The organism is Arenibacter sp. ARW7G5Y1 (genome assembly GCF_003201775.1).
Lineage (GTDB): Bacteria > Bacteroidota > Bacteroidia > Flavobacteriales > Flavobacteriaceae > Arenibacter.
In genome coordinates, this window is the sequence record NZ_QJJZ01000002.1 from 1 (window position 1) to 24988 (window position 24988).

Consider the following 24988-nt stretch of genomic DNA (forward strand, 5'->3'; position numbering starts at 1 on the left):
CGGGGCTCCATGAAGCCACTGGCTTTATACTTGCAATCCTTGTACTTGGATGGTATTTGTTTTTTCTCCTCCAAATATATCGTTAGACGGTTCTCGTATAAAACATGCTTTATAGGCTTCTTATCAAATCCAACAATATCAAAATAATCTAATATTCCTTCTGGTAATATTAAACTTAACAAGGATAACTCAGTGCCTTTATTCATCAATGTATTTTAAAGCACAAAGAAAATTATTTTTCTCTTTAGACCCAACTTTTGAGATTGATCCAACATTTCTTTTCCGTTCCATTTCTTCACTTTTGCTTATATTTATTGGTATGAAGATTGTATCCCAATGGAAAAATTCATCCAAAACGCCGGTAGGGCACTTGCCAGGGTACGGACCGCCACCAATGATTTTCTGAACGAACGGATCGGCGGCAATAGGGGAAACCTTATTTTTTTCCTTGTTTGCGTATATATCCTGTTCATACTTCTTGTTTCGGCCGTTATCAATTTTAGGTCGCTTATCGACCATTATGCGATATATCTTGGGTTGTTATTGGCCTTGGTTCTGGCCATACTTTGGGTGGCCGTTTTTTATGAGTCCGAATCCCATATGGCCAAGGACGGACATGGTTTTACAATGGAGCGGTTGAAAAGGTCAAGGATGAAGTTCCATCTTTTGGATCTGGACCCCGATGGGCGGAAGGAACTCGAACGCATACTCTTGGGCAGGAATGTCCTTACCAAGATCAATTTTACCATGGGCAACAAAAGTGGGGAATCTGCAAACCACCGTTTACTTTTTGTCCTGTTCGATGAGATCATTGTCGGGGGAATTACCGAGATTACCGGGGAACGGAAACTGGAATTCTTCCAATTTCTGCAAAACTCCTTTCTTATGAACGGTGAACCGATCAACCCCAATACCCTAAAGTCCAGTTTCTCCTCTTGGAAGGCCGATCAGGAAAAGACAAATTCCAAGAACCAACGGAAATTGGTAAAACAGATGCTGGGCAAAGCATAATTATAGCATAATCCTTCCCAAACCCCGATTATCGTATTGACATGTGCATATCTGTTGCCATATGTTTGTCCCGTACAAAAGAGCGATCGGCCGGTTGCACATTCTTCAAAATCCTAAAAATACGATAATGGAAAATCAACAGGATGTGGTAACACTACTTACAGAGATCAAGGGGCTATTGGCCCACAACAAAAAAACGCTCAATGTGGATGACCTGGCACGTTACACCGGTCTTTCAAAGAGCAAGATATATAAACTTACCCAACAGCGGCTCATCCCCATGGGGAACAATCCCCATATACGCCAGAAATTCTTCGACAAGGATACCATTGACGCCTGGCTCCTGGGGGAGCCCGATCTTTCCGATGAGACCTTGGAACATAGGTTCAATGAGTCTCTAATAAAGAATAGGAGGTAAACGGATGTCCATTGACATGGAACCCACGGAAAGGAATTTTCAGGGCATCTGGATACCCAGATCGATCTACCTGAACAAGGAGGTGAACTGGTATGCCAAGATCCTTTTCTTGGAGATACACAGCTTTACAGAAAATGGGAGGGAATGCTATATGTCCAACAGGTACATCGCCTCCTTCCTGCATATTTCCGAACGACAGGTCAGCAGGTACATTTCCGAACTGAAATCCCTGGGCTGGATAGAGGAGACCTCCTTCAACGGAAGGAAGCGATACCTGAGAAGTCTGCTCCGTTTTGGGTTTAAAATGGGCGACCCTGCCCCGACAAGAGTGTCCGGGCTGCCTAGACAAAAATGTCCAAGCAGCATGGACAAAAATGTCGAGTATACTAAACAAGTAACAAAACAAGGAAAAAAAGAATTTACCTTTTTAAAAGAAGGAAATAAAAATAGAAGTCCAATATTGGAATAATCGCTATGGAAAAGGGATGGTCGGAACAATTTCGGAGAAAGGAAACGCAACCAAGACCGTTATGCGCCCCAGAGCTTTTTAAAAAAGTTTTTTATAGGGCGGCACAGGAATTTTATGCCCGCATGGATCTCGATTTTGAAGTGGACGGGACCAACAAAAATTTCCTCGGGCATTTCTGCAGGTACTGGAACCGGGACCCTGCATTCGAACTTTTGGAAAATATCTCCCTGAGGAAGGGATTGATGGTCTTCGGTTCCTACGGCACCGGAAAGACATCGAGTTTTAAGATCATCCAGAACATGTCGAGACAATATGGCCTTCGGCCACTTTGGTTCCCATCCATCAGTGCCCAGGAAGTAGTGGACAAGTACAATGCCGAGAAGAACAAGGACGATGTCATAGACTACTATTCCAAGGGAACCTTCCTGTTCGATGACCTGGGATCGGAAACGGTGGCGAACAATGTATACCAATACGGAAAGGAGGATATATTCGTCAGGATCTTGCTCAACCGTTACCGCAATTTTGAGGACCTGGGGACAAAGACCCATATCACCACCAACCTGAACTCTTCCCAACTAGAGGACCGGTACGGGAGGCAGATATCGGACAGGTTCGTAAGGATGTTCAACCAGTTAAAGTTGGACGGCCCCAGTCGGAGAAAGTAGCTGGTGAAAAGAAAAATAGACTTAAAGTTCGTTGTTAAAGTTTAAAAGGGGATTATAGGCCATAAGAATAGAGACAAAAACGAAGCATATGATCCTACATAATTTTTCTTTGGTGCCTTCATTTTGGGGTATTCGAAAACCGGTAGCATAGCGTATAAGGTTTGAATAGCAAGAGGGTAACACGCCAAGGCGGTGTTACTGTTGCTAAATTATTGAATATCAATTATTTAAAATTAGCGTAAATGGATTTCACTGTGGCAAATTGACTAAAAATACCTGTAATCCATTGGATTCATTGACAAAAATTACTGTAGCCAAATTTTTTAAACATAAAACAGCACTTGTAAAATACTGATAATCAATGCGATAAAAATATTTCGCTAGTTGGTAAAAATAATTGGTATCGCAAATTTGCGTCATATGCCTGGCAAACCACAATGAATGCTGATAAAATTTACTGTAATGGAAAGAAATGTCAAGAGACAAAATACTTTTTCGGCTATTAGTATCAATAGAATAACAGCGGAACGTTTTAGGGAATATTCCAAGACCGTTGCAAAGTCTCATTCGGATACCATTGATACGATGATCGATTTTTTTGAGAAGGCCAATATTACCCCTAAGAGCCAGGTGATTATTAGCTTTATCAAGTATCAGGTTTATCTCGATGGCAGGTTCGATTATATTGAACAACTTTTAAGGGATCTGGAACGAAAATACCTTAAGCCTACACACGATATGCTTAAAAGTCTTTTCGACGGGGTAGCGCCCAAGAAGAAGGAAAAACAACAGCCTTTGCTTTTGGACCGGAACACCATTAAGATGACCAAGGCGGAATGGCGGATGGAGGAGGAAGTTGTTCCCATTGCCAAATACAATGAGGCTGTTAGGGGGAGGGATGAGGATAGAAAAAAGTTCAGGGAAGTATTGCGTAAAATTGCATTTGTGGAACCAACCTTTGGCAAGCACTATTTTAGAGTTGAAATGGAGGCCAATGAATTGGAAAGGTTAAAAAGAGAATATTTGGGCAGGTATATCTATTGAGCCACAGACAAGTGTAGGTGCGCCCTAATTCGATTTTATGTAACGCTTATCTTCCCGAACACTATAAAATCGAATCAGGGTCCATGCGCAGGTTAGTTATGGTTAGATTTGGGGTTAATAATTTTGTACTATTATTTTACAATTATCTGTTCAACTTCATTCTTAATGGACAATTCTAATACTCACTGTAAATTCTTATGTATGCCAGTTTACATCTACTATGTGAATTAATCCAGCGTATATGTAGCAAACAATTAAATATATCACCAAAACCAAAAAGGCTATAAATGTTCTTGTAAAGGGATTTGGGTATTAAAAAAGTCTAAGTTGGCCTAGTGATTTAGGGCAAGCTATATTGTTTATTAAATTGCTTTGGAGTACACCCATATTGCTTTTTAAATTGTGTGGCGAAATATTGACTTGATGTGAATCCGCAGTCATAAGCGACTTCTTGAATACTTAGTTGGTGGTCTTCATTAAGAAGTTTTGACGCTTTTTCTAGCCTTAAGTAATTTAGATATTCAACTGGAGTCATGTTTGTAATTTTTTTACAAAAATGAACAAATCTTGTTGTGCCAAGATTGCACTGATTTGCCATAGACTCTAATGTCCATGCTTTCTCAATATGGAATGGTAGTTCAGTCAAAAATAATTCCACAGTGCGTCTGCTTTCCATTAAAGTTTTGTCTAACGACACATTACCCTTTCTAAAAACGTTTAGAATACTCAACAATAGACTGTTAATAAGTATCACAAGCTCAGATTCTATATGTTCCAAATCGTTGCTGCTTACAACTTTTCCAATTTCATTGAAACATGATCTTATTTTAGAATCCGATTGCCAAATGACTTTTTCATTTTGTCTTAAGATTTTTGTAAGTTCTTTAAGGTCTTCACGAGAAATAACAATCCAATTCGGCCATTTCCATGCCTGGTGTGGGTTACGAACGTTAACATCAAGAATTAGCCAATAAAGTCGGCCTACACCAATATTTGGGTTTCCTAATTTATGAAGTTGCCATGGCCTCATTATTGTAAAATGGTTTGCCATAAGTTGTGCATTTTCAACATTTTCAGTTGAAATGGACATAGTTCCAGTCTCTAAATATGTAATTTCTATACCTTCATTTCTGTGCCAATCAAGACCCCAATTCTGTGGCATATGTGCATCCCAGTAGCCAACACTGTTAATACCTTTCAACATTTTAGTTGGTAGCGGCCTACCTGGATAATCCAAACGAACTAGGGACGATAGTTCAAGTTCACCTTTTTGCCACGCTTTCTTTAAAGGAGTACATGTGTCTGCTTTATAGTTTTTAAAGTCCATATGTTTAAAATTCTACATTGAAATATTTGAATGCATATAAATTAACATCTTAAAGTACCATGATTTATATAAATGTTAAAGCACATAAAATCAATAAGTTAGTTTGTTTTAATTTCGTGAATATAGTAAAATTAAGCTAATCGTATTTTTTTTTGTTTAAAATTATTCATTGTTTAATATTTAACAAGGGGAGTAAAAAATTATTGTATTCTTGTAATTGAGTAGTGATTATTATCATATTCATATTATTAAATAAATAGATAAAAAATAATGAATACGGGTAGTTTAAAGAAATTTGATTTCAATAAAAGATATAGGCTTTTTGTGCTAACTGAGAAGATTCCGATCCTAATAATGTGCTTTGTCAGTTTAACTTTTGGCACTCTTAGGGCACAGGATGACAAAGATGAGATAATCTTGGTGCCACAAAATCGGGCTATTGTTCAAAGGTGCTTTTTGGAGTTGGATGGTGTTAAGAAAACGTTCTGTGTGGCTGTTGGTGAACCAAATAAGGTCCATTATGCTTTAGACCTTTCAACTGGGGCAATTGTCAAGATTTGGAAGGGTGATTTCTTGGAAGCTACCACTATGTGGACAGGGAGAGGTCAGGAGCAGCTTGCGGAACCATTGGGGAATAAGATTTTGACAATCAAATCCAATTCTTCCATATTATTTGAAAATGGAAGTAAACACAAAAATGCAAATCAGTCATTAGAATATAAGGGATATACTTTGGATGTGAAAGGGAGTCCAACATTTAAATATGCCAATGACGGAATTGAAGTCGAGGACAGAATTTGGTCCACCGTGGAAGATACACAAAAATTGCATAGAGACATTCGATTTTCATTGAATTCCTCGAATGGTGAAAATATAAAATATAGGCTCGCTCAGGGGGCTTCAATTAGAAAAATTAAGAAGAATGTCTATAGTATAAATGATAAGAGCTATATCATAACAATTTCATCAAAACTTAAATCTGAGCCTGAAATTCAAAATACTTCCCATGGGCAAGATTTGGTTATTCCGCTGTCAAGTATAAAGAATAGTGATGTTTTGGAATACTACATAACATGGTGATTGTGGAATAACATTAGCTGTAAAAGTTGTCAATATAGAAATATACGTAAAGAAAATTGAAATGAAGAATATGAACTTTTTCGAGTTTAGATTTAAACAAAACATACATGCCATTTTAAGTGTTGGAGTTTATTTATGTTTTGCGCTAATTGTTTATGGTCAGGACCATAATCATATGCATCATGATTTGGGTGACGAGGAGGACAAATATTATAGAATTGCTACAGTAGCAATCCCCGATAGTATTAAACTCGAAGTTAGTGGAATGGCAGAATTACCAGATCAAAGGTTAGCAGTTTCTACCAGAATGGGCGAGCTCTGGATAATTGAGAATGCAACCATGGAAAATAATTCTAAACCTATTTTTAAATTGTTCGCTAGTGGGTTGCATACCCCTTTAGGTCTGGCATATAGAGATAAAGCATTCTTTGTGGCTCAGAGAGCGGAGCTTACGAAGATAACCGACACAAATGGCGATGATATCGCGGATAAATTTGAAACTATTACAACTTGGCCATTGTCCGGAAATTATTGTGAGTATAACCATGGCCCAATTCTGCCCCCTGATGGCAACTTCTATATAAATTTTAATTTGGGAGATAATGGCATGGGTGCCAGTAGCGAGCCATTTTATGGTGAAATGGGAAGTCATGCAGCTTGGCGCGGTTGGATGGTTCAGGTTACCCCAGAGGGTAAATTGAATCCTTACGCTGCGGGACTTAGATCGCCAGCTGGAATTGGAGTGAACTCTATTGGCGACGTATTTTATACAGAAAATCAAGGAGGATGGGTTGGCACGGGCTATCTTTCCCACGTTGAAAAGGGTGATTTTTTCGGTCATCCATCTAGCTTAAAATCGGCCAATCTTCCTGGTTCCCCTGTAAAAATTGATACTTCCCAAGTACCACGTGATAAACCATTACTTCATGAAATGGTGGATAGACTACCCGGCTTCAAAATGCCATCGGTTAGATTTCCACATGGAATTTTAGGAACGTCACTAACTGGTTTTGTACCTGATACTACGAATGGAAAGTTTGGGCCCTTTACCGATCAGCTCTTTGTCGGGGATGAAGGTCAGGCCAATATAATGCGTGTATTTCTTGAGAAGGTTAATGGAGCATACCAAGGTGCAGTATTCCCTTTCAAGAAAGGATTTGAATCAGGAATTTTAAGAATGAACTGGGCCTCGGATAATTCTATTTATGTAGGGATGTCGGACAGAGGTTGGCATTCATCTGGACCAAAAAGATATGGACTTCAAAGATTGGTTTGGACAGGAGAAATACCATTTGAAATCAAAACAATAAAGGCTCAATCTGATGGTTTTGAATTGGAGTTTACCATGCCAATTAATGAAAAAACCGCTATTGATCCCAATAACTATCAAATTACAAGTTTCGATTATGCTTACCAGCAAAAATATGGTAGTGATCTTTATGAAAAAAAAGAAGGAAAGATAAAGGCGGTTAAAATTTCCAATGGCGGTAAGAGTATAAGAATTGTTTTGGATGAACTTAGAAAAGGGTTCATTTATGAGATAAAATGTAGCGGAATTAAATCCACCCAAGGGAGTCCATTATTACATGATTTTGGCTTTTATAGTTTAAACAACGTTCCGATTGGAAATCCATTAACTCTTGATGATTCGGTCACACAATTCCATGATAAGGAGATTGAAGAAAAAACTGTAAAAAAAACACCCAAAAAACAGGTTGTCAAACAAGCCAATAATCAAAGGATATCGACAAAAACATCCTCGTTAAAAAAGAATCAAAATTCTGTTCCAGCCGATTGGGTTAATGGTCCTGATATGACTATAACTATAGGAGTGAAGCCTGGCTTAAAGTATGATTTGGAGAGTTTTAATATTAAACCGAATGCCAAGGTAAAATTGGAATTGGTAAATACGGATGACATGCAACATAATTTGGTCGGTACACTTCCGAAATCGGCAGATAAAGTTGGAAAAACGGCATTGAGCCTAGGTATTGACGGTACAGCAAAGAATTGGGTGCCTGATTTAAAAGAGGTTTTGTTTCATACAAAAATTGTTCAACCAGGTGCTACTGAGGTAATCTATTTCGTTGCTCCGGCAGCAGAAGGTGACTATGAATATGTTTGTACTTATCCCGGTCATTATATGAGTATGAGGGGGGTTATGAAAGTCTACAAATAATTTACAAATCAACAATAAGTAATACTAATCCAAGCTTTTTAGATATTGGGAATGGATACATATGTACTAAATAAATCAAGATTGTTTACAGCAGCCAGTGTCGCTTTGGTTGTAACGGCAATGACATTTGCCATTAGGGCCAATCTGTTGGGGCCATTGGGTGAGGAGTTTGGACTGTCACTTAGCGAAATAGGGGAGATTGCTTCTGCCGCATTTTGGGGTTTTACTGTGTCCATGCTCATAGGAGGTGCCATTTGTGATGTAGTAGGAATTCGTTTGATGTATTGGATAGCATTTTTAGGTCACATACTCGGGCTGATACTTACCATCCTATCTGTTGGTTATTGGTCCTTATTTCTATCCACATTGTTGGTGGGATTAGCGAATGGTTTTATTGAATCTGCGAGTTATACAATGGTAAGTAGTATGTATACCAATGAAAAAGCGAAAAAGATAAACGATTGGCATATTTGGTTTCCGATGGGGATAGTTATAGGGGGTGTAATTGCTTATGGATGTACGCTTTTGGATTTGGGTTGGAAAATACAAATGGCTGTAATGATTCCACCTACACTTGTGTATGGTTTTATGTTCTTAGGTCAAAAGTTTCCAAAATCCGAGAGAGTAACTATGGGCGTTAGCACTTCGGAGATGATCCGGGCATGCTTTGGGCCATTATTTATTTTTATGGTGTTTTGTATGTTGCTTACAGGAGCAACCGAATTGGGAACAAATCAATGGATCGCGGAGCTATTGTCCGCCGTTGGTGTTCCTTCAATTTTACTATTGGTATTCATTAATGGCATTATGGCAATTGGCAGGTACAATGCAGGGGCAATTTTAAAGAGAACGTCAAGTACTGGTTTGTTGTTTTTCTCAGCTGTTTTTTCCTTTATCGGACTTCAGTGGCTTGGTCTTGCCCAAGGATACGTTTCTTTCCTCGCGGCAGGTGTATTTGCAGTTGGGATATGTTTTTTCTGGCCTACAATGATCGGTTTTGTCTCTGAGAATATTCCTAAATCAGGACCACTGGGTTTATCTATTATGGGGTCGGTCGGATTACTTTCCACAGCTTTGATCATGCCAATATTTGGAAGAGTATATGAATCACAATTATCTAATGCTATACCACAAGGGGCAAATTATCAAGAAATGTTAAAAGCGGAAGTTGGGAGCTACAATCATAATATTTTAAATGAAGCAAAAGTAATTGCAGGGTCGGATACCTTAATGTATGCATCAATACTTCCTGCAATTCTAATTTTAGCTTTTGGCATATTGTTTTTCGTAAGGAAGAAACGTCGGACAATGGCTCCAAAACAAATCTGAACCAGTATTTGGGATTCTGATATCAACAAGAATAATTAATTAATAATCAATATAAATAATGGCAAAATTTAGAATTAGTTTAAATATGGAGTACTGCCGAAGTGCTGATAAAAGTTTTAGGGAAGGGGTTAAAATAGCCGCCGAATTAGGATATAAGTATATTGAGCCAATGGTCCATACCGGATGGGGCCTTTTGAGTGAGGTTGATTATTTTCATTCCTTTTCCATGGAAGAAGATACATTGCTTATGAAAGAGATATGTGATTCCCATGGTGTCAAAGTAAGTAGTATAAGTGGTCATAGTCCATTAATGAAACCGGAGGCAGCAGTATCAAGACTTACACGATCCATTATTTTGGCCGATGCATGCGGAGCCAGGTTCGTCAATAGTGATGAAATGATAAAGGATGATTGGATGGATGACAAGTTAGCGTTTGAGGCTATGAATTACACGTTGACAAAAGCAGAAATGGTTGCAAGAAGGCATAAAGTCTATTTATGTATTGAACCTCACGGTATTTATACCAAAACTGCGGAGGGGTTAATGCAGATTGTCAATTTGGTGAAATCACCATGGATTCAGGTAAATTGGGACACTGGAAACTCTTATTTGGCAGGTGTTGAAGACCCCTATGATGGGCTCATGCATGTACGGGACAGCGTTTACCATATCCATGCTAAAGATATAAGTATGGAACAAAGTGAGATGGAAAGAGGTAGTGTTACAGGTACACCTGTTGGGTGTGCATGTGGGGAAGGCATGGTGAATTGGGATAAGGTATTTGAAATTCTAGAACCAATTGACAGGGAAATATTTCTGAGTGTGGAATGTGGAAAGATCGATGAGGCTAAAAGAAGTATAAAGTTCTTGGAGAAGGTTCTAGGAAATAGACTTATTAAAGATTAATACTTATGAAACATTATAACTGCGTTCTTCTGTTTGGCATTTTAATGGTTGTGAGTTCGTGTGGTTTTGGTACGGCGGGCTCTGGTTCTGGTTCCAAAAAGAATAACCAGCCTACTTGGCAATGGGAACAAACAGACAAGTCCCTCACTTTACTAAATGGTGAAAATAGGGTCTTATGGAAGTTAAATTTCGATTCAGAGCAGGACAAGCCTTATTTTCATCCCTTACGAACTCCAAAGGGATATAACCTAACATTGGAAAGGCCAAAGGACCATCCTTGGCATAGGGGGCTATGGTTTTCCTGGAAGGATATTAACGGTGTTAACTATTGGGAGGAAGATCCAGAGATAGGTGTGGCTGAAGGCAGAAGTATAATCAAGGCTGTCAGTATTGAAAAACTTAAAAACTTCTCGGCCAAGATTATTTTAAATATTTCATATGAGGAAAAAGGGGTTCCGCAAATAACTGAAAAACGGGTTATTGAGATTAGTTCTCCCCAGGATAGGGAGGAGTATACTATCCAATTCCATCAAAGTTTTGAAATCTTAGAGGATCTACGTCTTTACCTTGAGAAACCTGCAAAGCACGGTGGTGTTGAATGGGGCGGGTATGCCGGTCTATCGTTTAGAGCCTCTGATTCTTTGGTAAATCACCAGTTTACCACATCCTCAGGATGGGTCAATAGCGATAATATTACGGGATACGGAGAAAAAGAACGCTGGATGGACATGACAGCAAAAGTAATGGGTTCGCAAGAGTATGTAGGATTGACCATATTTGATTCACCCGACAACCCTCGATTTCCATCTCCCTATTATGTTTGGTTTGCAAAGGGAGAGCATGCATTTTTTACACCTTCTTTATTGTTCGATGGACCGATGGATCTTAAAAAAGGGGAGTCATTATTACTTAACTATTTGGTTTTGGTACATGATGGAAAAAAATCAAATGAACAATTAAGTCAATTTGAAAAATTTTAAGTCCCATACGGGATCCAAGTAAAGGTGAATTTCCAAATAAACTTGGAAAAACCCTAGGCAGCTTTATAGTAATTTGAAGAATAAATAATCACTTGATAACCTTTTAAACAATATGAACTTATGGAAAAACTTCAAAAATGTCATGTCTTTGATGTGACCAAATTTAATTTAAACTTTAAACTGACTTTTGTTTTGGCAGTTTTCAGTTTATGCAATGGCCTAGCACATCCCAAGATAGAAGAAGGGATTATGGAAAATAAATTGTCCAAAGGAATTACAATTCATGATGATTTATTTGGAAATACTAAAACGCAGAATATAATTACAGGTACGGTAATTGACGAAAGTGGAAACCCCTTAGCTGGAGCATCAGTTGTAGTAAAGGGTACAATACAAGGAGTACAGACGGATTTTGATGGGAAATTCACCTTAAGCTATGAGGGGGATGCAACCATTTTGGTGGTGTCATATATCGGATATGGCACCAAAGAAATAACTGTCGATAACGCTACAGAGTTAAACATTCAGCTAATGCCAGAGGCATCTTCATTGGATGAGGTGGTAGTTGTGGGTTATGGGACCTCGAAAAAAAGTGAGATTACCGGCTCTGTGGGTATGATTACAAGTGAAGATATAGCTCAGCAGCCTAGTGTTAATCCACTTCAAAACCTTAGAGGTAAAATTGCTGGTGTAACTGTTTTTTCAAATTCCGGTGCTCCTGGAGGAAACAATAAAGTTTTGATTAGGGGGCAAGGGACCATCAATGCTTCCACACAGCCATTATACGTGGTGGATGGGGTGCAAACCGACAATATTGACTATTTAAACCCAAGCGATATTGTAAGTATGGAAGTTTTAAAAGACGCTTCTTCTGCAGCCATTTACGGAGCAAGGGGTGCAAACGGAGTAGTATTGATTACAACGCAAGGAGGATTGGAAGGTAAAGGCCTAATAGTGGAGTATAAATCCAACTTAAGTGTTGGAAGGTTGGCCAAAAAAAGAAACTCCAAATATAGAGCTATGAATTCATCAGAATTTATGGATGTTCAAAGAATTGCCGTTGAGAATGCTCCTTATTTCAGGGACTATGCACCTGGTGAAGAGCCTACCTTGGTTCTGAATAATGAACTTCTCTTTGATAGTAACGGTAACCCTTTATACGATACCAATTGGGAAAAAGAGGTGACAAGAACGGCCTTTTCCCAGGACCATCATATCAGTATTCGTTCCGGTAGTGAGAATTCCTCAACTGGTCTTTTTCTAAACTATACTGATCAGAATGGGATCATTCTAAACTCATATTTGAAAAGAGCTGATATGAAATTATCATATGATGTTGATCTGAACGATTGGCTATCAACAGGGCTTATACTTCGTTTAAACCATGTATGGGAGAATGTTCCGGAGGTTGAGGGTAGTGGTGTCGCAGCCATATCCCGAGCCATACATGAATTCCCTTCTATTTTCCCTATTAGATGGCCAGATGGCACTTATTCGAACTCGACCCAGACTCAAGGTACCAGCCTAATATTGGAAGGTGCGCCCAACCCTGTTTCAGTTCTTAATGAGGTAGAAAACCTGAATAATAGAACTAATATCAATGGGAATATTTTTGTCGACTTAAAACTTTCTCCTGAACTATCGTTCAGGTCCCAATTCGGACTGGTCAATAGGGGTTTAAAAAATAGGTATTATGGTCCAACCAATATTCTAACTATGGGCTTTCCGGATGGTAGGGCATCTATAACCAATCTGAATTCTACATTTTGGCAGAACGAAAACTTTTTGACCTATGACAAAGAATTCGAATCAGGTAATTTTAAAGCTATGTTAGGTGCCAGTTGGCAGGAATTTACACAAGATCAAAATAGTTCCTCAGTGACTGGATTTAAAAATAATTTTTTTAAGTACAACAATTTAGGTGTTGCTGAAATTACGAATCCGGCACAATCTGACTATACGGATTGGTCTATGAATTCCTATTTTTTTAGGGGTAATTATACACATAATGGGAAATACACAGCGACTATTACTGGTCGGATGGACGGTTCTTCCAGATTTGGTGACAATAATAAGTATGCATTTTTTCCTTCTGGTGGTGTGTCTTGGTTTGTTTCCGAAGAGGACTTTATGTCTGAGGTTAAGGCAATTAATATGTTGCGACTTAGAGCCTCTTATGGTGTTACCGGAAATACTGAAATAGGATCATACAATTCATTAGCTACCATAAGTTCAGGTACCAATTTAATAGGTGGAGAATTAAGGTCTACCAGTGAAGTTACTCGGTTGGCAAACCCTGACCTTAAGTGGGAAAGGAGTAGCCAGGTTAATTTAGGTCTTAATTTAAGGGCATTTAATGATGTATTATCTGTTGAGGCCGATTACTACTATAAATTGACCACAGATTTATTATTAGATAGACCTATACCTTCAACTACTGGTTTCACCTCAATTACGGATAATATAGGAGAAGTTTCCAATAGAGGGGTTGATTTATTGATTACCACAAGAAATTTGGAAACTCCGAACTTTTCATGGAATACTTCCTTTTCTGTTAATTATAATAAAAACAAGGTTGAAGCCTTAGGAGAGAATGATGAAGATATTTTTCCTGGTCCGTTTTGGGTTGGTGGAAGTCAGACCGTTTTGAGGGTAGGAGAGCCGGTTAGCTCATTTTGGGGCCAAGTGAGATTGGGAACTTATGGAACTGATGAGGCCGATGAAGCAGCGGCTTTAGGTAAATTGCCTGGTCAAATCAAGAGAAGTGATAATCAACAGATTATTGGCAAAGGATTACCTGATTATAGGGGTAGCTTAATTAACAAGTTTTCTTTTGGACGTTTTGATGCTATCGTGGATATGCAGTTTTCGTATGGAGCGGACATATTGCAACAATTTGTTACAACGGCTGAAGATCGACAGGCATTGACAAATGGCTTTAAAACACAGCTTTATGATAGCTGGACGCCTAACAATCAAGATACATCTGTTCCTATTATTAGACATACTGTAATTTCTGGTCAGGACTTGGCTGTGGATAGCCATTGGGTAGCAGACGGATCATACCTCAGGGCCAATTTAATTTCTTTGGGGTACAACTTCAACAATAACGTACTAGATGCTTTGGGATTGAAACACTTTAGAATGAACCTGAGTTTGGAAAACGCTTTTGTTATACAATCCAAAGATTTTAAAGGATATGATCCTGAATCAAATGGTCAGTGGGATAGTTCAAATTTTGGACAAAACATATTCTTTTATTCTTATCCAAAGGCACGAACCTTAACCATGGGCCTTGCCGTGAAATTCTAAAAAAGACAATAATCATGAAAAAAACAGCAATATTATTATCATCGTTTTTGATTCTTCTAATTTGTTCATGTGATAAATTTCTTGAAGAAAATCCTAAAAACCAGATTTCTGTCGATCAATATTTTAATGAACCGGATGACGTTAGGTCTGTTGTCAATTCACTTTATGGCATAGGAGCTTTACAGCGATATATTTCCGGTGATTTTCAAATTAATGCAATGTTGGGAGGCTATTTATCTGGCTTTTTTGAGAATGAACGTACCGAACGTCCAGGACCTTTTGAAGCGAATAACTTAACGTTGAACCCCAATAATATGGATGAGTATCTTTTTAATTATTGGAGGGATGCCTATGACGCTATTGCCAAGGCCAATACAGCTATTAAATATATTCCTGATGTACCAGGACTTTCGGCGGAAGAAGCAAATCTTCTCTTAGCGGAGGCGCGATTCTTTAGGGCATTCAATTATTTTGCTTTGGTGAGGGATTTTGGAGATGTTCCCTTGGTAACTGAACCATCGGAGAATTTGGATAATATATATGTGGCCCGTACTTCGTCCGATCTGGTATACGACTTTATAATCGAAGACCTGGAGTGGGCAATTGATAATGGTGGATTGTCCGATCTTCCATTTCATTCGAATGGCTATCGAATTACTGAAGGAGCCGTGGCTGTGACCTTAGCTAATGTACAGCTGCAGAAGGCTGGTTATCCACTACAAGGAGGGACCGAAAGTTATGCCAGGGCAGCTGAGGCGGCCAAGCTAATTATTACAAGTGGAAATTATTCACTTATTCCTAATGGGAATACTGCAGAGGAAAGCGCATATAATGTAATGCGTAATTCGGAGACTGAAAACGAATATATATTTTCCATAGAAGCCGATGAGCAGTATAGAAGGACAAATTATTTTCAACTTACATTGCCTAAATATGCTGCCGTTCCAGATGTAATTCCTGGTGATGTTTGGATCGTTTATAGACCATTGGATGAATATTTGAGGGTGTATGACCCCAGTTTAGACATTAGGATACAAAATCGTCAGATCTGGCACAACTCAATAGAGCGTAATGGGGAAGTTTATGATTTCAATGGGAACTGGGCTCCTTATACCTGGTATGATGAAGTTGCTTTGTTCGAAACCGGTAGGGGAGGCAAAAATATTAACATCAATCTTTATTCGGAAGTACTCTTAATTGCAGCGGAAGGAATAGCACAATCAGAAGGAGTAACTAGTGAAGCGGTTGGATATCTTGCCGATGTGAGAAGCCGTGGGTACTGGCAGACAGATCGAAATCAAATTGAATCTGAATTGGCAGCACTCACAAAGGAGCAATTTGTGGAAGAGGTATGGAAAGAAAGACTTAGAGAATTACCCTTGATTTTTAAGACTTGGTCGGACATTCAAAGAACAAGATTATATCCTATCACTTCAGAAACTAACCTAGGGGAGGTGAATTTTGTGAATGTAGTTGGTTCAGTAAATCCTTATGGAGCTACTTTTCAAGAAAAACATTTATTACTTCCAATAGCGACAAGGGTAAAAGACAGAAACCCAGAAATAACTGGAAATGGTTATTAGTCTGAGTTAATATTTTAAGTAGTTAGTTTATTTGTTGAGTTAGTTTAAGAACCGGTGTCTACATGGCATCGGTTTTTATTTGTATTTAAACCAACAGCAAAAAAAATTATGATTAAAAATGGGATTCTTAGTAATGATCACTTTAATTTGTTCTGAACAAATAGGCAATATGCTTGATCAAGAAATTCTCCCTCATCAAAAGGCAAAAGTTGATTTGCCAATTCCAGCGTTTTCCGAATATCCAGTCCGGGATCGTTAAAATCCCCTTCCACATGGCTGGCCAAAATGCAAACGTTTATCAAGGACTCTATGGTGCTGAACAGATCTGTATAGCCATCAAACTGAAGGAACGAAGCTTTAAATTTATTCTTGTGAATATCAGAGGTGTGCAATGTTGTTAGTTGATACTTTGCTGATTCTTTCAACATTTTTAATTGTTTCTTTTTTATTCCCATGGTCATAAGTTTTACGATTATGTTAAACCCTCCCTCAATTTATCTTTCCTATAATAGAGGTTGAGATCATCCAAGAGCGCCTCCTCCCCTTGTGGTAAAAGTCTATTGGCAATGGTTAGTATTTGACGGATGTATTCCTTTTCATATCTATCATTGATCTCATCACACAATTCAGGGTCGATTGTCTTCATAGCTAGGTAGAGCATGGCTCGGACGGTCAACATCAAATCCACATGATTTTCTACATAGAAAAGACTTACCTCAAACTTATTTTTAAAGAAGGTGTGGGGTTTTAAGGTAGGATGGTGGTCCATTGCCTGATGCTTTAAGCTATTGATCAGTTTTTCTTCGTTCGGGTTCATAGCTGGTGATCTTTAGGAGATTTTGTAGTGGTATTGTATAAATTGGTCAGCTTTTCGGTTAGGTAGTCCATAAAATCCATTTGACTATGTGGCAATATATTTAGGGCCAATTCAAGCACCCTGCAAACGCTGTCATGTTTGGTCACATTTTGATTGTTTGGGGACAAAAGCATTCCGTTCCCATCCAGAGCAAATACACATACTTCCAGAAGGCTCGCTATGTTCAATAGCAGATCAATGTTGTCCCTTACCTCTAAGGATATCGTATGATTTCCTAATGGATTACCAGGATCCTGTTTTAACAGCCCCAAAAGGTTTTGATAGCGTTTATGAATGTCCTTCAAGGTATTTAATTTTTTCTTTTTCATGGGCTGTTTATTAGGGTAGGTTCGAGGTTTCTATTTCCGTTAATGTTGATTAATTCTATTATGAGCAATTCCCTAGTGTCATAATTTTTAATTAATTCTTATGAAGTAACTCTATAATTACAATGTACCGAACCAAAACAGATTGTATATTACCAATTGAATTTGGTATTTTACCAATGGCATTTGGAGATTTTCCATTATCTTTATTAATCAAAAAAAGACAACAAAAAGTAAATTTCACACATGAGCACTGCAACAAAACCAAACCATATTGGAAGGAAGATTGGCCGAATAAGGGAATTACGAGGAATGAAGCAGGAAGCTTTGGCCATGGAGCTCGGCATTAGCCAACAAAGCGTTTCTTTAATGGAGCAAAGTGAAACTATTGATGAAGACAAACTGGAAAATGTAGCCAAAGCCTTAGGTGTAACCGCAGAGGTAATCAAGAATTTCTCTGAGGAATCTATGATTTACAACATTCAGAATAACTATGAAGGCTCTAACAAAGGAGCAAATTCTATAAGTGTATCTAACTTTAACTGTACATTCAATCCACTTGACAAATTATTGGATGCACATGAGGAAAACAAAAAACTCTACGAACGATTGTTAGCTGCTGAAAAGGAAAAAATAAGTTACTTGGAAAAATTGTTGGATAAAAAATAATACTATTTCTTATAGAGACTTATAAGTTTAAAACCATAAGTGATTTCACATTAGACGAATCTCTTATGGTTTTCTTGTTTTGTTTCGGAAATGATTTCCATAATTCTAAATAAGGATTGCTTGAGTATCCAAAGAAAAAGATAAGTAGGGGGAAATATTGAACTAGTCCTGAACCAGTTCTTGCGGGAGTTGAAAAACCCAAAAGTTTTCCAACCCCCTCGGAACCGCTGATAAAAGCATGTAGCATAGAAAAAAATGCCCCATACCTTTATCTTTCCCCACGCGCAGTTGGTTGCACTGAGTAAATATGGGGAACGCTTAAAATAGCCAACAAGTGTGGATTCTGCGGTTTTCCTTAACGAATATCTTTTGGAACACTACAAAAATTGCATTGGATCCAGGTGTAAAGTTTAAGGGTAAGTACTAGGGGACATTTTAAGGAAGACTTAATCTATCTATAGCACAACTAGCTTATAATTTTTGATGAATGAAGACCCCTAACCCTTAATTATAATTTAGCCTATGATCTATATGTGGATGCTCCCATTTACCGCTAATTAAGTATAGCTCGTAATAAATAAACCATTCCAATGCCCATGGGATTATAGTATCGTATAAATTATGTTTTCGAAAATTCCAATAAAAGTTATCTGTCTCACGATGAAATAAACATAGACTCATGTCATTCGAAAACATATGAATTTCATCATTATAAATAATTTCAGGGCTATTAATAAACACCCTTGGACTATATATACCGTCATAGACAATTTTAAATTCGTACTCAACTGAGTAAGGGGTTGGCTTAGTTTTGCCGATACAGATTAATTTATTATTCAAAATATGACAATTCAAAAAGCCATAATTTATTTCAATTAGCTTTTTCTCTCTTACTAGAATTACTCGAGAAGAGAGAAAAGATTGAGACCTATTGAATCTATTTTTATGAAATTTTCTACCAGCCATAATTTGTGTGAGGTTTATTTTTTACACCATTGCTGGATGAAATAGAACCATCTTTTTGTGTGAATGCAGTACCGCTTAAAACTTTTTCGGAAAGCTTTCTTAATGCAGATTCTTTTGCATCGATGTCTTCATCAGCACCAAATGGAAACTTGTCCCCCATATGCTTTCTCCATAATTTACTTGCTTTAAGTTGATTAGGCTCATCATTACAAGCCTTTTTTGCATCCTCTATAAAATCCTTTAAATTAGAAAGAAAGTTATTCTTTCTTGCATCGTCATAGCCTTCAAAAAGATCATCATAAGGTGTACTAGGTACGATACATTCAAACTTCTTAGTTAAGGATTCTTGAATTTTTATTAATGTATCTTTTAAGGAAATATCATCTCTATCATCAAATTGAATGTTTTCTGCCGCAAGAATGGACATGGCTAAACCACTTGGCATTTTATTCCTTTTAAAGTCTCCCCAAGCTTTCAAAGATTTGGTGGTTCTATGAAATTGTCCATTTGTATCTTTTTGATTAAAATACCATTGCACCACTTCTTTAGGGTCACTCTCTTGTAAGTCTTTATTTTTAACAGCTAGAAATGGATGATCCTTATCCTTTGGAAAATAATAAGCCGGAAAATCAATATGATAGTCGGATTGATAAATTACCCTTATACATTTACTTCGATGTTCTGGTGGTGTCATTGTGGCATCTTCAACAGCATTTTTAATCCAGGTTTGCAGTGTAGTGCCAGAAACACCAATTTCCCTTTTAAAATATACCCCATCGTCCAAATCACATTCATCATCCTTAGTTAATATTGTCGTTCCCATTTTATAGGAGCCTTGAATATAAAATTCAGGTTTGTACTCTGGGTGATTATCTTTAAAATACTTTCTGATTTTATTTCTAAGTACTTCTTTTGAGTTCATTAAACCCTCTTTTTTCTTTTTTTTGATGTTTAAATTCTTATCAAAATCCAAGAATAGTTTATTACAATTCGCCATTTTTTTTATTTTTTAAATTAATACCGGATTAGAATTTGTTATTTAGTTGAGAAAAATGAATTCAGGACTTCCTTACCTTCAAATTGAAATATTCGTGAGGCCTTCTCGGCTAATTTATTCAGCTTGTTAGGGCAAGTTTCATCCATAGCTACGTTGAAGTTTTGGTCAAAATCCAAATCAATTCTCTTATATAAAAAGCCTTCATTGAATTTTTTCAAAACGGAAATAGAATTATGGGCCAATTGAGATTGTCCTTGCATAAAGAGCTCAAGAATTCGCTTTTTTGACAGCCAGTATGTTACTGACCATAGTTTTTTATTTCTGGTTTCTGAATATTTATACTGACCAGTACCCAATGATAATAATTCAATATCAGCAAGCTCTTTTTCAAAGCGTGTTCTTGCTTCAATTATACCAAGCATACTAGGGTTGTTGGCGTAAACCCCACCATCAACTTTATTTGAAAAAGACTCTAATGTATTTGAATCTATCCTTTTGAAGGTGTTCGAATATGCGTTAAAATATGTAGGTGCTGCAGACGTTGCCATGGCAGCCATATAAATGGGTATATGCTTATCTATAATTAAATCTGTTGCGTGAGGGGTTTTTAATACTTGCGTAGCACCATCTATCAAACTATAAGTAGGAATTAGAACCTTGGTCTCTTTTATATCATCAATTCTCGGATCAGTATCCATTGAATGATACTTTTTAAAAATGTCTCTAATTAATTTTTCTAGAGGTTTGTTACAATAAAATGGTTTCTTAAATAAATTGTACCTCTTTTTTCCAAATATAGTATTTGCGTTTTTTTGGTATAGGTTCAAGATTTCTTTAGCCGGTATTCCTAGTGATAAGGCAAGCGCGATTATACCTCCAGTAGAAGTTCCACATATTAAATCGAAATGTTTATGAATTTGACCTTCACCAATTTCCTCCTCTATGCTAGTTAAAAATTTAGCAGGAAAGACTCCTTTCATACCCCCACCATCAATAGATAAAATTTTAAATTTTTTCATAAACCATTACAGTATTTAAGATTAATACTGCAAATATCACAACTAGATGTGCAATCTAATTGCACATCAAAAAATAATTAAAATTTTACCTTCTCGTAATTAAAAAAATGGACTGTAAGAAATACTAAAATAGCTATGCCATCATGGCATTACCGTTGATACGTTCTATAATGCTTATTACTTTATAGGCATCACGATCATTAAAAATACCCAAAAGACCTTGATCATTCATATCTGTAAATGGTGGTTCAAAAAGCAAACTTGGCTCAATAGTACCATTCTGGGTTAAATAGGAAATAATATTCTGTATAAAAGTTATTTGGTCTGCCCTTAAATTACCTGCTTGTAGAAACTCAGAAAAAGCCTCTTGGGCAGCTTTGACATCTAGCCCAATGATACCTCTAATAAATACACCTAATGGTTCTTCACCAAATTCCTTAACATAGTCCTTATATGTTCCTCTTTCTGTACCATCGAACAGAATAGATTCTAATAGCTTCAATTCTTTTGCAGTTATAGGCTCGTTGGTAAGTAATTTTGAAATTGTTAACTGATGCTTATTCTCTCTTACAAAACTCTCAACTCTTCTTCTGTATGCGTTTCCATAATTGGAGGATATATCAGGTTCTTTAATTGTCATGGTTATATCAGAATCTTGAAGATTTGAGTAAATAATTGCTCTGTTATTACTTTCAAGATATTGTATTAATTCTCTTAATTCTTCTCGAATACTCTCTAACTTTTTTTGAGAAATATCTTTGTAAAAATCTTGTCTTTTAATGTCTTCAATAAGCGGTTTTGCTCTAAGCACTACTGGAATTGTATACTTAAGACTTAACCCTTCAGCAATATCAATAAGGGTTTCTTCGTATTTCCTTTTTGTACTTGACATCATTAGGGTGGCAATTTGAAGCTTTAACATCATTAAGTCAAAACGCCTTGCCATTTCATTAATAGTTTCAGGTATTGGTAGCTCTGATAAATATTCCTCTATAATATGAGCATCATTGCTATCAAGAGTATTCCATCTTGCCCGATCATTAAATTCGTCTACATATTTCAAATTCATGGAAACTTGAAATCTTTTTCTATCCAATTGTTGAATAGTATTATGCAAGATATCAAGTAATGAATTAGCCAATTCTATATTTTCTGTTTCTCCATCCTCGGCAAGCAACCTACTTAAATGTAATCTCGATTCAAAAATCTGTTGTGTTATTGGCTTTCCAACTAAAGACTCTTTACCTTTTTTCTGAACTTCAAAGAAATCAAAATTGCCACATACATCAAAAATCAAGAATTCCTCTTTGGGCTGATTTGGTCCAAAAACATCATCGCATAGCCTTGTACCTCTACCAATCATTTGCCAGAATTTTGCATAGGATCGCACCACTTTGAAGAATACCAAATTTAATATCCTAACAGCATCTATCCCTGTGTCCATCATATCTACAGAAACCGCAATTTGGGGATTGTTCTCTTTATACCTATCACAAAATGAATCTATTAGGCTCTGTGCGTGAGACACCTCATTATGTATCATTGAGATAAAACCAGCAGGTAATTCAGGATATCTTTCTGTAAAACATTCTACGATAAATTTTGCATGATTCTGATTTACTGCAAAAATGATAGTTCTACCTAGTTTATCTCCGCCCTCTATTTTTAACCCATTTTGCATTAAAGCGTCCAAGACCTTGTTTACAGTATCTTTATTAAATAACCATTTATTCATGGCATTTGCCCTAATTTCTTCAGGGAATAACCCAGTAGTTTGATCTTGAAAAGTTGCTTCGTATTTCTCTTTTTCTTTTCTAGATAAATCTTTATATTTTATACCTTCTCTTAAAAAATCAGTAGTAATATCAATGTTTTTATAGGATTTTAAATATAAAGGAACAGCTTGGTTTAGTTCATAAAGGAATGTTGGATCCTCATTACTACAGCCAAAAAGTTCAAAAGTATTGTGGTCGATACCGTCTTTAGGAGTTGCCGTAAGTCCAACAATACTTGCATCAAAATAATCAAATATAGCTCTATACCGATTATAAACAGAACGATGTGCTTCGTCAATAATGATTAAATCGAAATGACCTACACCATAAAATCGTTCATCAGTAGTTCTAACATTATCAATCTTGTTCATCATACTTGGGTAAGTACTAAAAACCAATCTTGTAGTGTCATTCTCTTTTTCCTCGGTTAAATCTATAGAGGATAAATTTGGTAAATGCTCATTAAAACTATTTTTTGCTTGACGAACCAAAGCATTTCTATCGGCAAGAAACAACGCTCTTTTAACCCAATTATTTTTAAAAAGTACATCTACCAAAGCAGCTGCCGTTCTAGTTTTACCGCTACCGGTCGCCATAACCAATAAGGCTCTTCTCTTATTGCCACAAATTCCATTTTCACTATCTGTAACAAAAGTTTCTGCAACCCTATTTATTGCTTCAAACTGATACGGCCGGTTAACAATACTCGTATTAATCGTGGCGTTTCTTAAGTCCTTTATAGTGGACCTTTTTTGAATCATCCACTGTAATTCCTCTTTGGTGTAAAAACCGAAAACTCGACGTGGATAACTATAGAATTTATCATCCCATAATTTGCTTTCGTAACCATTGGTATAAAAAATAACAGGTCTTTGACCGTGCATTTGTTCTAAACAATTGGCATATAAGTAGGCCTGGTGTTTACCAATTTCAACATCTTTGGTGGTTCTTTTAGCTTCTACTAGTGCCAACGGCTTTCCGTTATCATCCCAAAGTACGTAATCTACGGAACCGTTACCTTTTGGATTATCAACTGTAATGGGCATGCCAATAACTGGGTATTCTATTTCTCTACCGATATTCAAATCACCCCAACCAGCTTCTTTTAAATCAACATCTATTATATGTTGTCTTGTTTCAGCTTCCGTAAACTCTAAGGAAATAGGCTTTAATCGAGCTTGCTTTTGCTCTTTAAGTTTAGCTACTGCAACCAACTTTTGCTGTTCAAAGTTTCGGAAAGAAATTTCACTTTCTTGAGCTTTAGCCAAAATAGCTTCTTTTTCCTTTTCAAGATTCGCAATTTGTTCTAGTAAAAGATTATGGGCTTTTTCTTGTTCTAATTGTTGTTCTGTTAATTGACGTTGTTTTTGACCTAATTTAGGAATAATGGCTTCATTAAAGGATCCTGGTAATTCTGGAAAAGATTTACTGTAATTTCTTGAAAACCATTTCAAGAAATCAAAGCAATATCGTATGCTAATTAGAGCATCTTTATTCGTCACACGCCGACCATAATGAGAGGCATTATTCCCAGTTTTTCTAACGATATGTAAACCGTTATTAAGTTGATAGGGTATGAGACTTTTAATTTTTTCATGTGTCATTAATTGTACAAGATCGGCATTAAAAGGCTTTTCTATATACTCCAAATCATACATTAGGTGCATACATTCCTCCAATACTAAACGGCAGTAACTGGCAGTTGATACAGGCTCTGTATAAACTCTGTCTTCTGCTTTTTTTAATTTATTATAGAGTGATATCCACTCGACTTGAAGAAACTGAAAGTTGCCCATCTATTTTACATATTTCTTAATCTTTCAATAAAATCACTAGTTAAATTATCATTAGGGATTACATTAAAATCACTATAAGTTCCTAAAGTACCCAGAAAGTTTTGAACCGAAGTGATATGCTCTTCAATAGTCTTATCTGCTAATGTTTCTAAAGGAGTAGCTTCTTCTCCAATAATAGTAGTAACATAAAGTTTATGATGACTGTTAAATAGTAAAATAACTGGATATTTTTCTCCGGATACTTTTGTGATGACTAAACTAATTTTTAACATATTTC

The 24988-nt window shown here is 36.8% G+C and carries 22 protein-coding genes and 1 pseudogene; 13 read left to right on the plus strand and 10 right to left on the minus strand.

Translation table 11 applies throughout. The annotated features are described in order from the left end of the window. Nucleotides 1–206 (minus strand): annotated as a pseudogene (locus C7972_RS24050) (hypothetical protein); the annotation flags it as partial. Nucleotides 207–336: 130 nt separating this feature from the next. Here C7972_RS24050 and C7972_RS03335 point away from each other — a divergent pair. The 5 genes from C7972_RS03335 (at nucleotide 337) to C7972_RS03355 (ending at nucleotide 3610) form a co-directional block, all read left to right on the plus strand. Then, a complete protein-coding gene (locus tag C7972_RS03335; RefSeq protein WP_110354821.1) occupies nucleotides 337–1011 on the plus strand; it encodes a hypothetical protein in 675 nt (224 codons plus the stop codon). Nucleotides 1012–1138: 127 nt separating this feature from the next. Further along, the gene (locus C7972_RS03340) at nucleotides 1139–1429 is read left to right on the plus strand and encodes an AlpA family transcriptional regulator (RefSeq protein ID WP_181422806.1); all 291 of its coding nucleotides are present in this window, start codon (nucleotides 1139–1141) and stop codon (nucleotides 1427–1429) included. Between the two features lie 4 nt (nucleotides 1430–1433). Beyond that, complete coding sequence (locus C7972_RS03345) at nucleotides 1434–1898, plus strand: helix-turn-helix domain-containing protein (RefSeq protein ID WP_110354823.1); 465 nt, start codon at nucleotides 1434–1436, stop codon at nucleotides 1896–1898. Between the two features lie 5 nt (nucleotides 1899–1903). Continuing rightward, nucleotides 1904–2566 carry a hypothetical protein gene (locus tag C7972_RS03350; RefSeq protein WP_110354824.1) on the plus strand — a complete coding sequence of 221 codons (663 nt, stop codon included), beginning with the start codon at nucleotides 1904–1906 and terminating at the stop codon, nucleotides 2564–2566. A gap of 462 nt (nucleotides 2567–3028) precedes the next feature. Then, nucleotides 3029–3610, plus strand: coding sequence for a BfmA/BtgA family mobilization protein (locus tag C7972_RS03355; RefSeq protein ID WP_146216258.1), 582 nt, complete (start codon nucleotides 3029–3031; stop codon nucleotides 3608–3610). A 340-nt stretch (nucleotides 3611–3950) separates the two neighbouring features. On the opposite strand, the gene C7972_RS03360 is transcribed toward C7972_RS03355, so the two are convergent. After that, nucleotides 3951–4937, minus strand: coding sequence for a helix-turn-helix transcriptional regulator (locus tag C7972_RS03360; RefSeq protein WP_110354826.1), 987 nt, complete (start codon nucleotides 4935–4937; stop codon nucleotides 3951–3953). Between the two features lie 270 nt (nucleotides 4938–5207). On the opposite strand from C7972_RS03360, the gene C7972_RS03365 reads away from it, so the two are divergent. Together C7972_RS03365 and C7972_RS03370 are read left to right on the plus strand one after the other, a co-directional pair. Further along, nucleotides 5208–6017: a hypothetical protein gene (locus C7972_RS03365; RefSeq protein WP_110354827.1), complete on the plus strand. Its 810-nt coding sequence runs from the start codon at nucleotides 5208–5210 to the stop codon at nucleotides 6015–6017. A 61-nt stretch (nucleotides 6018–6078) separates the two neighbouring features. Then, entirely contained in the window at nucleotides 6079–8196 is a 2118-nt protein-coding gene (locus C7972_RS03370; RefSeq protein WP_110354828.1) for a plastocyanin/azurin family copper-binding protein, read from the plus strand. Between the two features lie 38 nt (nucleotides 8197–8234). On the opposite strand, the gene C7972_RS24135 is transcribed toward C7972_RS03370, so the two are convergent. Continuing rightward, on the minus strand, nucleotides 8235–8438 hold the full coding sequence (locus C7972_RS24135) for a hypothetical protein (protein WP_258364778.1): 204 nt from the start codon (nucleotides 8436–8438) through the stop codon (nucleotides 8235–8237). On the opposite strand from C7972_RS24135, the gene C7972_RS03375 reads away from it, so the two are divergent. The 5 genes from C7972_RS03375 (at nucleotide 8353) to C7972_RS03395 (ending at nucleotide 16307) form a co-directional block, all read left to right on the plus strand. Continuing rightward, nucleotides 8353–9525, plus strand: a complete 1173-nt coding sequence (locus C7972_RS03375) for a sugar MFS transporter (protein WP_258364775.1) — start codon at nucleotides 8353–8355, stop codon at nucleotides 9523–9525. The genes C7972_RS24135 and C7972_RS03375 overlap by 86 nt on opposite strands. A gap of 58 nt (nucleotides 9526–9583) precedes the next feature. Further along, nucleotides 9584–10432 carry a sugar phosphate isomerase/epimerase gene (locus C7972_RS03380; protein WP_110354830.1) on the plus strand — a complete coding sequence of 283 codons (849 nt, stop codon included), beginning with the start codon at nucleotides 9584–9586 and terminating at the stop codon, nucleotides 10430–10432. A gap of 5 nt (nucleotides 10433–10437) precedes the next feature. Beyond that, nucleotides 10438–11412 (plus strand): PmoA family protein, encoded by a 975-nt coding sequence (locus C7972_RS03385; protein WP_110354831.1) that lies wholly within the window; start codon nucleotides 10438–10440, stop codon nucleotides 11410–11412. A 120-nt stretch (nucleotides 11413–11532) separates the two neighbouring features. Continuing rightward, nucleotides 11533–14724 carry a TonB-dependent receptor gene (locus tag C7972_RS03390; RefSeq protein WP_110354832.1) on the plus strand — a complete coding sequence of 1064 codons (3192 nt, stop codon included), beginning with the start codon at nucleotides 11533–11535 and terminating at the stop codon, nucleotides 14722–14724. Nucleotides 14725–14738: 14 nt separating this feature from the next. Beyond that, nucleotides 14739–16307 (plus strand): RagB/SusD family nutrient uptake outer membrane protein, encoded by a 1569-nt coding sequence (locus C7972_RS03395; protein WP_110354833.1) that lies wholly within the window; start codon nucleotides 14739–14741, stop codon nucleotides 16305–16307. A 137-nt stretch (nucleotides 16308–16444) separates the two neighbouring features. On the opposite strand, the gene C7972_RS03400 is transcribed toward C7972_RS03395, so the two are convergent. The 3 genes from C7972_RS03400 to C7972_RS03410 are packed head-to-tail and all read right to left on the minus strand — an operon-like array spanning nucleotide 16445 to nucleotide 17492. After that, the gene (locus C7972_RS03400; RefSeq protein ID WP_258364762.1) at nucleotides 16445–16762 is read right to left on the minus strand and encodes a hypothetical protein; all 318 of its coding nucleotides are present in this window, start codon (nucleotides 16760–16762) and stop codon (nucleotides 16445–16447) included. A gap of 17 nt (nucleotides 16763–16779) precedes the next feature. Next, nucleotides 16780–17124 carry a hypothetical protein gene (locus C7972_RS03405; RefSeq protein WP_110354834.1) on the minus strand — a complete coding sequence of 115 codons (345 nt, stop codon included), beginning with the start codon at nucleotides 17122–17124 and terminating at the stop codon, nucleotides 16780–16782. Continuing rightward, nucleotides 17121–17492: a hypothetical protein gene (locus C7972_RS03410; protein WP_110354835.1), complete on the minus strand. Its 372-nt coding sequence runs from the start codon at nucleotides 17490–17492 to the stop codon at nucleotides 17121–17123. Before C7972_RS03410 ends, C7972_RS03405 begins: the two co-directional genes overlap by 4 nt. Before the next feature lie 243 nt (nucleotides 17493–17735). Here C7972_RS03410 and C7972_RS03415 point away from each other — a divergent pair, with 243 nt between their 5' ends. Next, the gene (locus C7972_RS03415) at nucleotides 17736–18158 is read left to right on the plus strand and encodes a helix-turn-helix domain-containing protein (RefSeq protein ID WP_110354836.1); all 423 of its coding nucleotides are present in this window, start codon (nucleotides 17736–17738) and stop codon (nucleotides 18156–18158) included. 955 nt (nucleotides 18159–19113) lie between these two features. Here the strand turns inward: C7972_RS03415 and C7972_RS03425 are convergent. From C7972_RS03425 to C7972_RS03440, 4 genes are all read right to left on the minus strand, one after another. Next, the gene (locus C7972_RS03425; RefSeq protein WP_110354838.1) at nucleotides 19114–20121 is read right to left on the minus strand and encodes a cyclic GMP-AMP synthase DncV-like nucleotidyltransferase; all 1008 of its coding nucleotides are present in this window, start codon (nucleotides 20119–20121) and stop codon (nucleotides 19114–19116) included. 38 nt (nucleotides 20122–20159) lie between these two features. Beyond that, entirely contained in the window at nucleotides 20160–21140 is a 981-nt protein-coding gene (locus tag C7972_RS03430; RefSeq protein ID WP_110354839.1) for a CBASS cGAMP-activated phospholipase, read from the minus strand. A gap of 133 nt (nucleotides 21141–21273) precedes the next feature. Next, nucleotides 21274–24711 carry a DEAD/DEAH box helicase family protein gene (locus C7972_RS03435; protein WP_110354840.1) on the minus strand — a complete coding sequence of 1146 codons (3438 nt, stop codon included), beginning with the start codon at nucleotides 24709–24711 and terminating at the stop codon, nucleotides 21274–21276. Nucleotides 24712–24716: 5 nt separating this feature from the next. Further along, entirely contained in the window at nucleotides 24717–24983 is a 267-nt protein-coding gene (locus tag C7972_RS03440; RefSeq protein WP_110354841.1) for a hypothetical protein, read from the minus strand. Nucleotides 24984–24988: the final 5 nt, after the last annotated feature.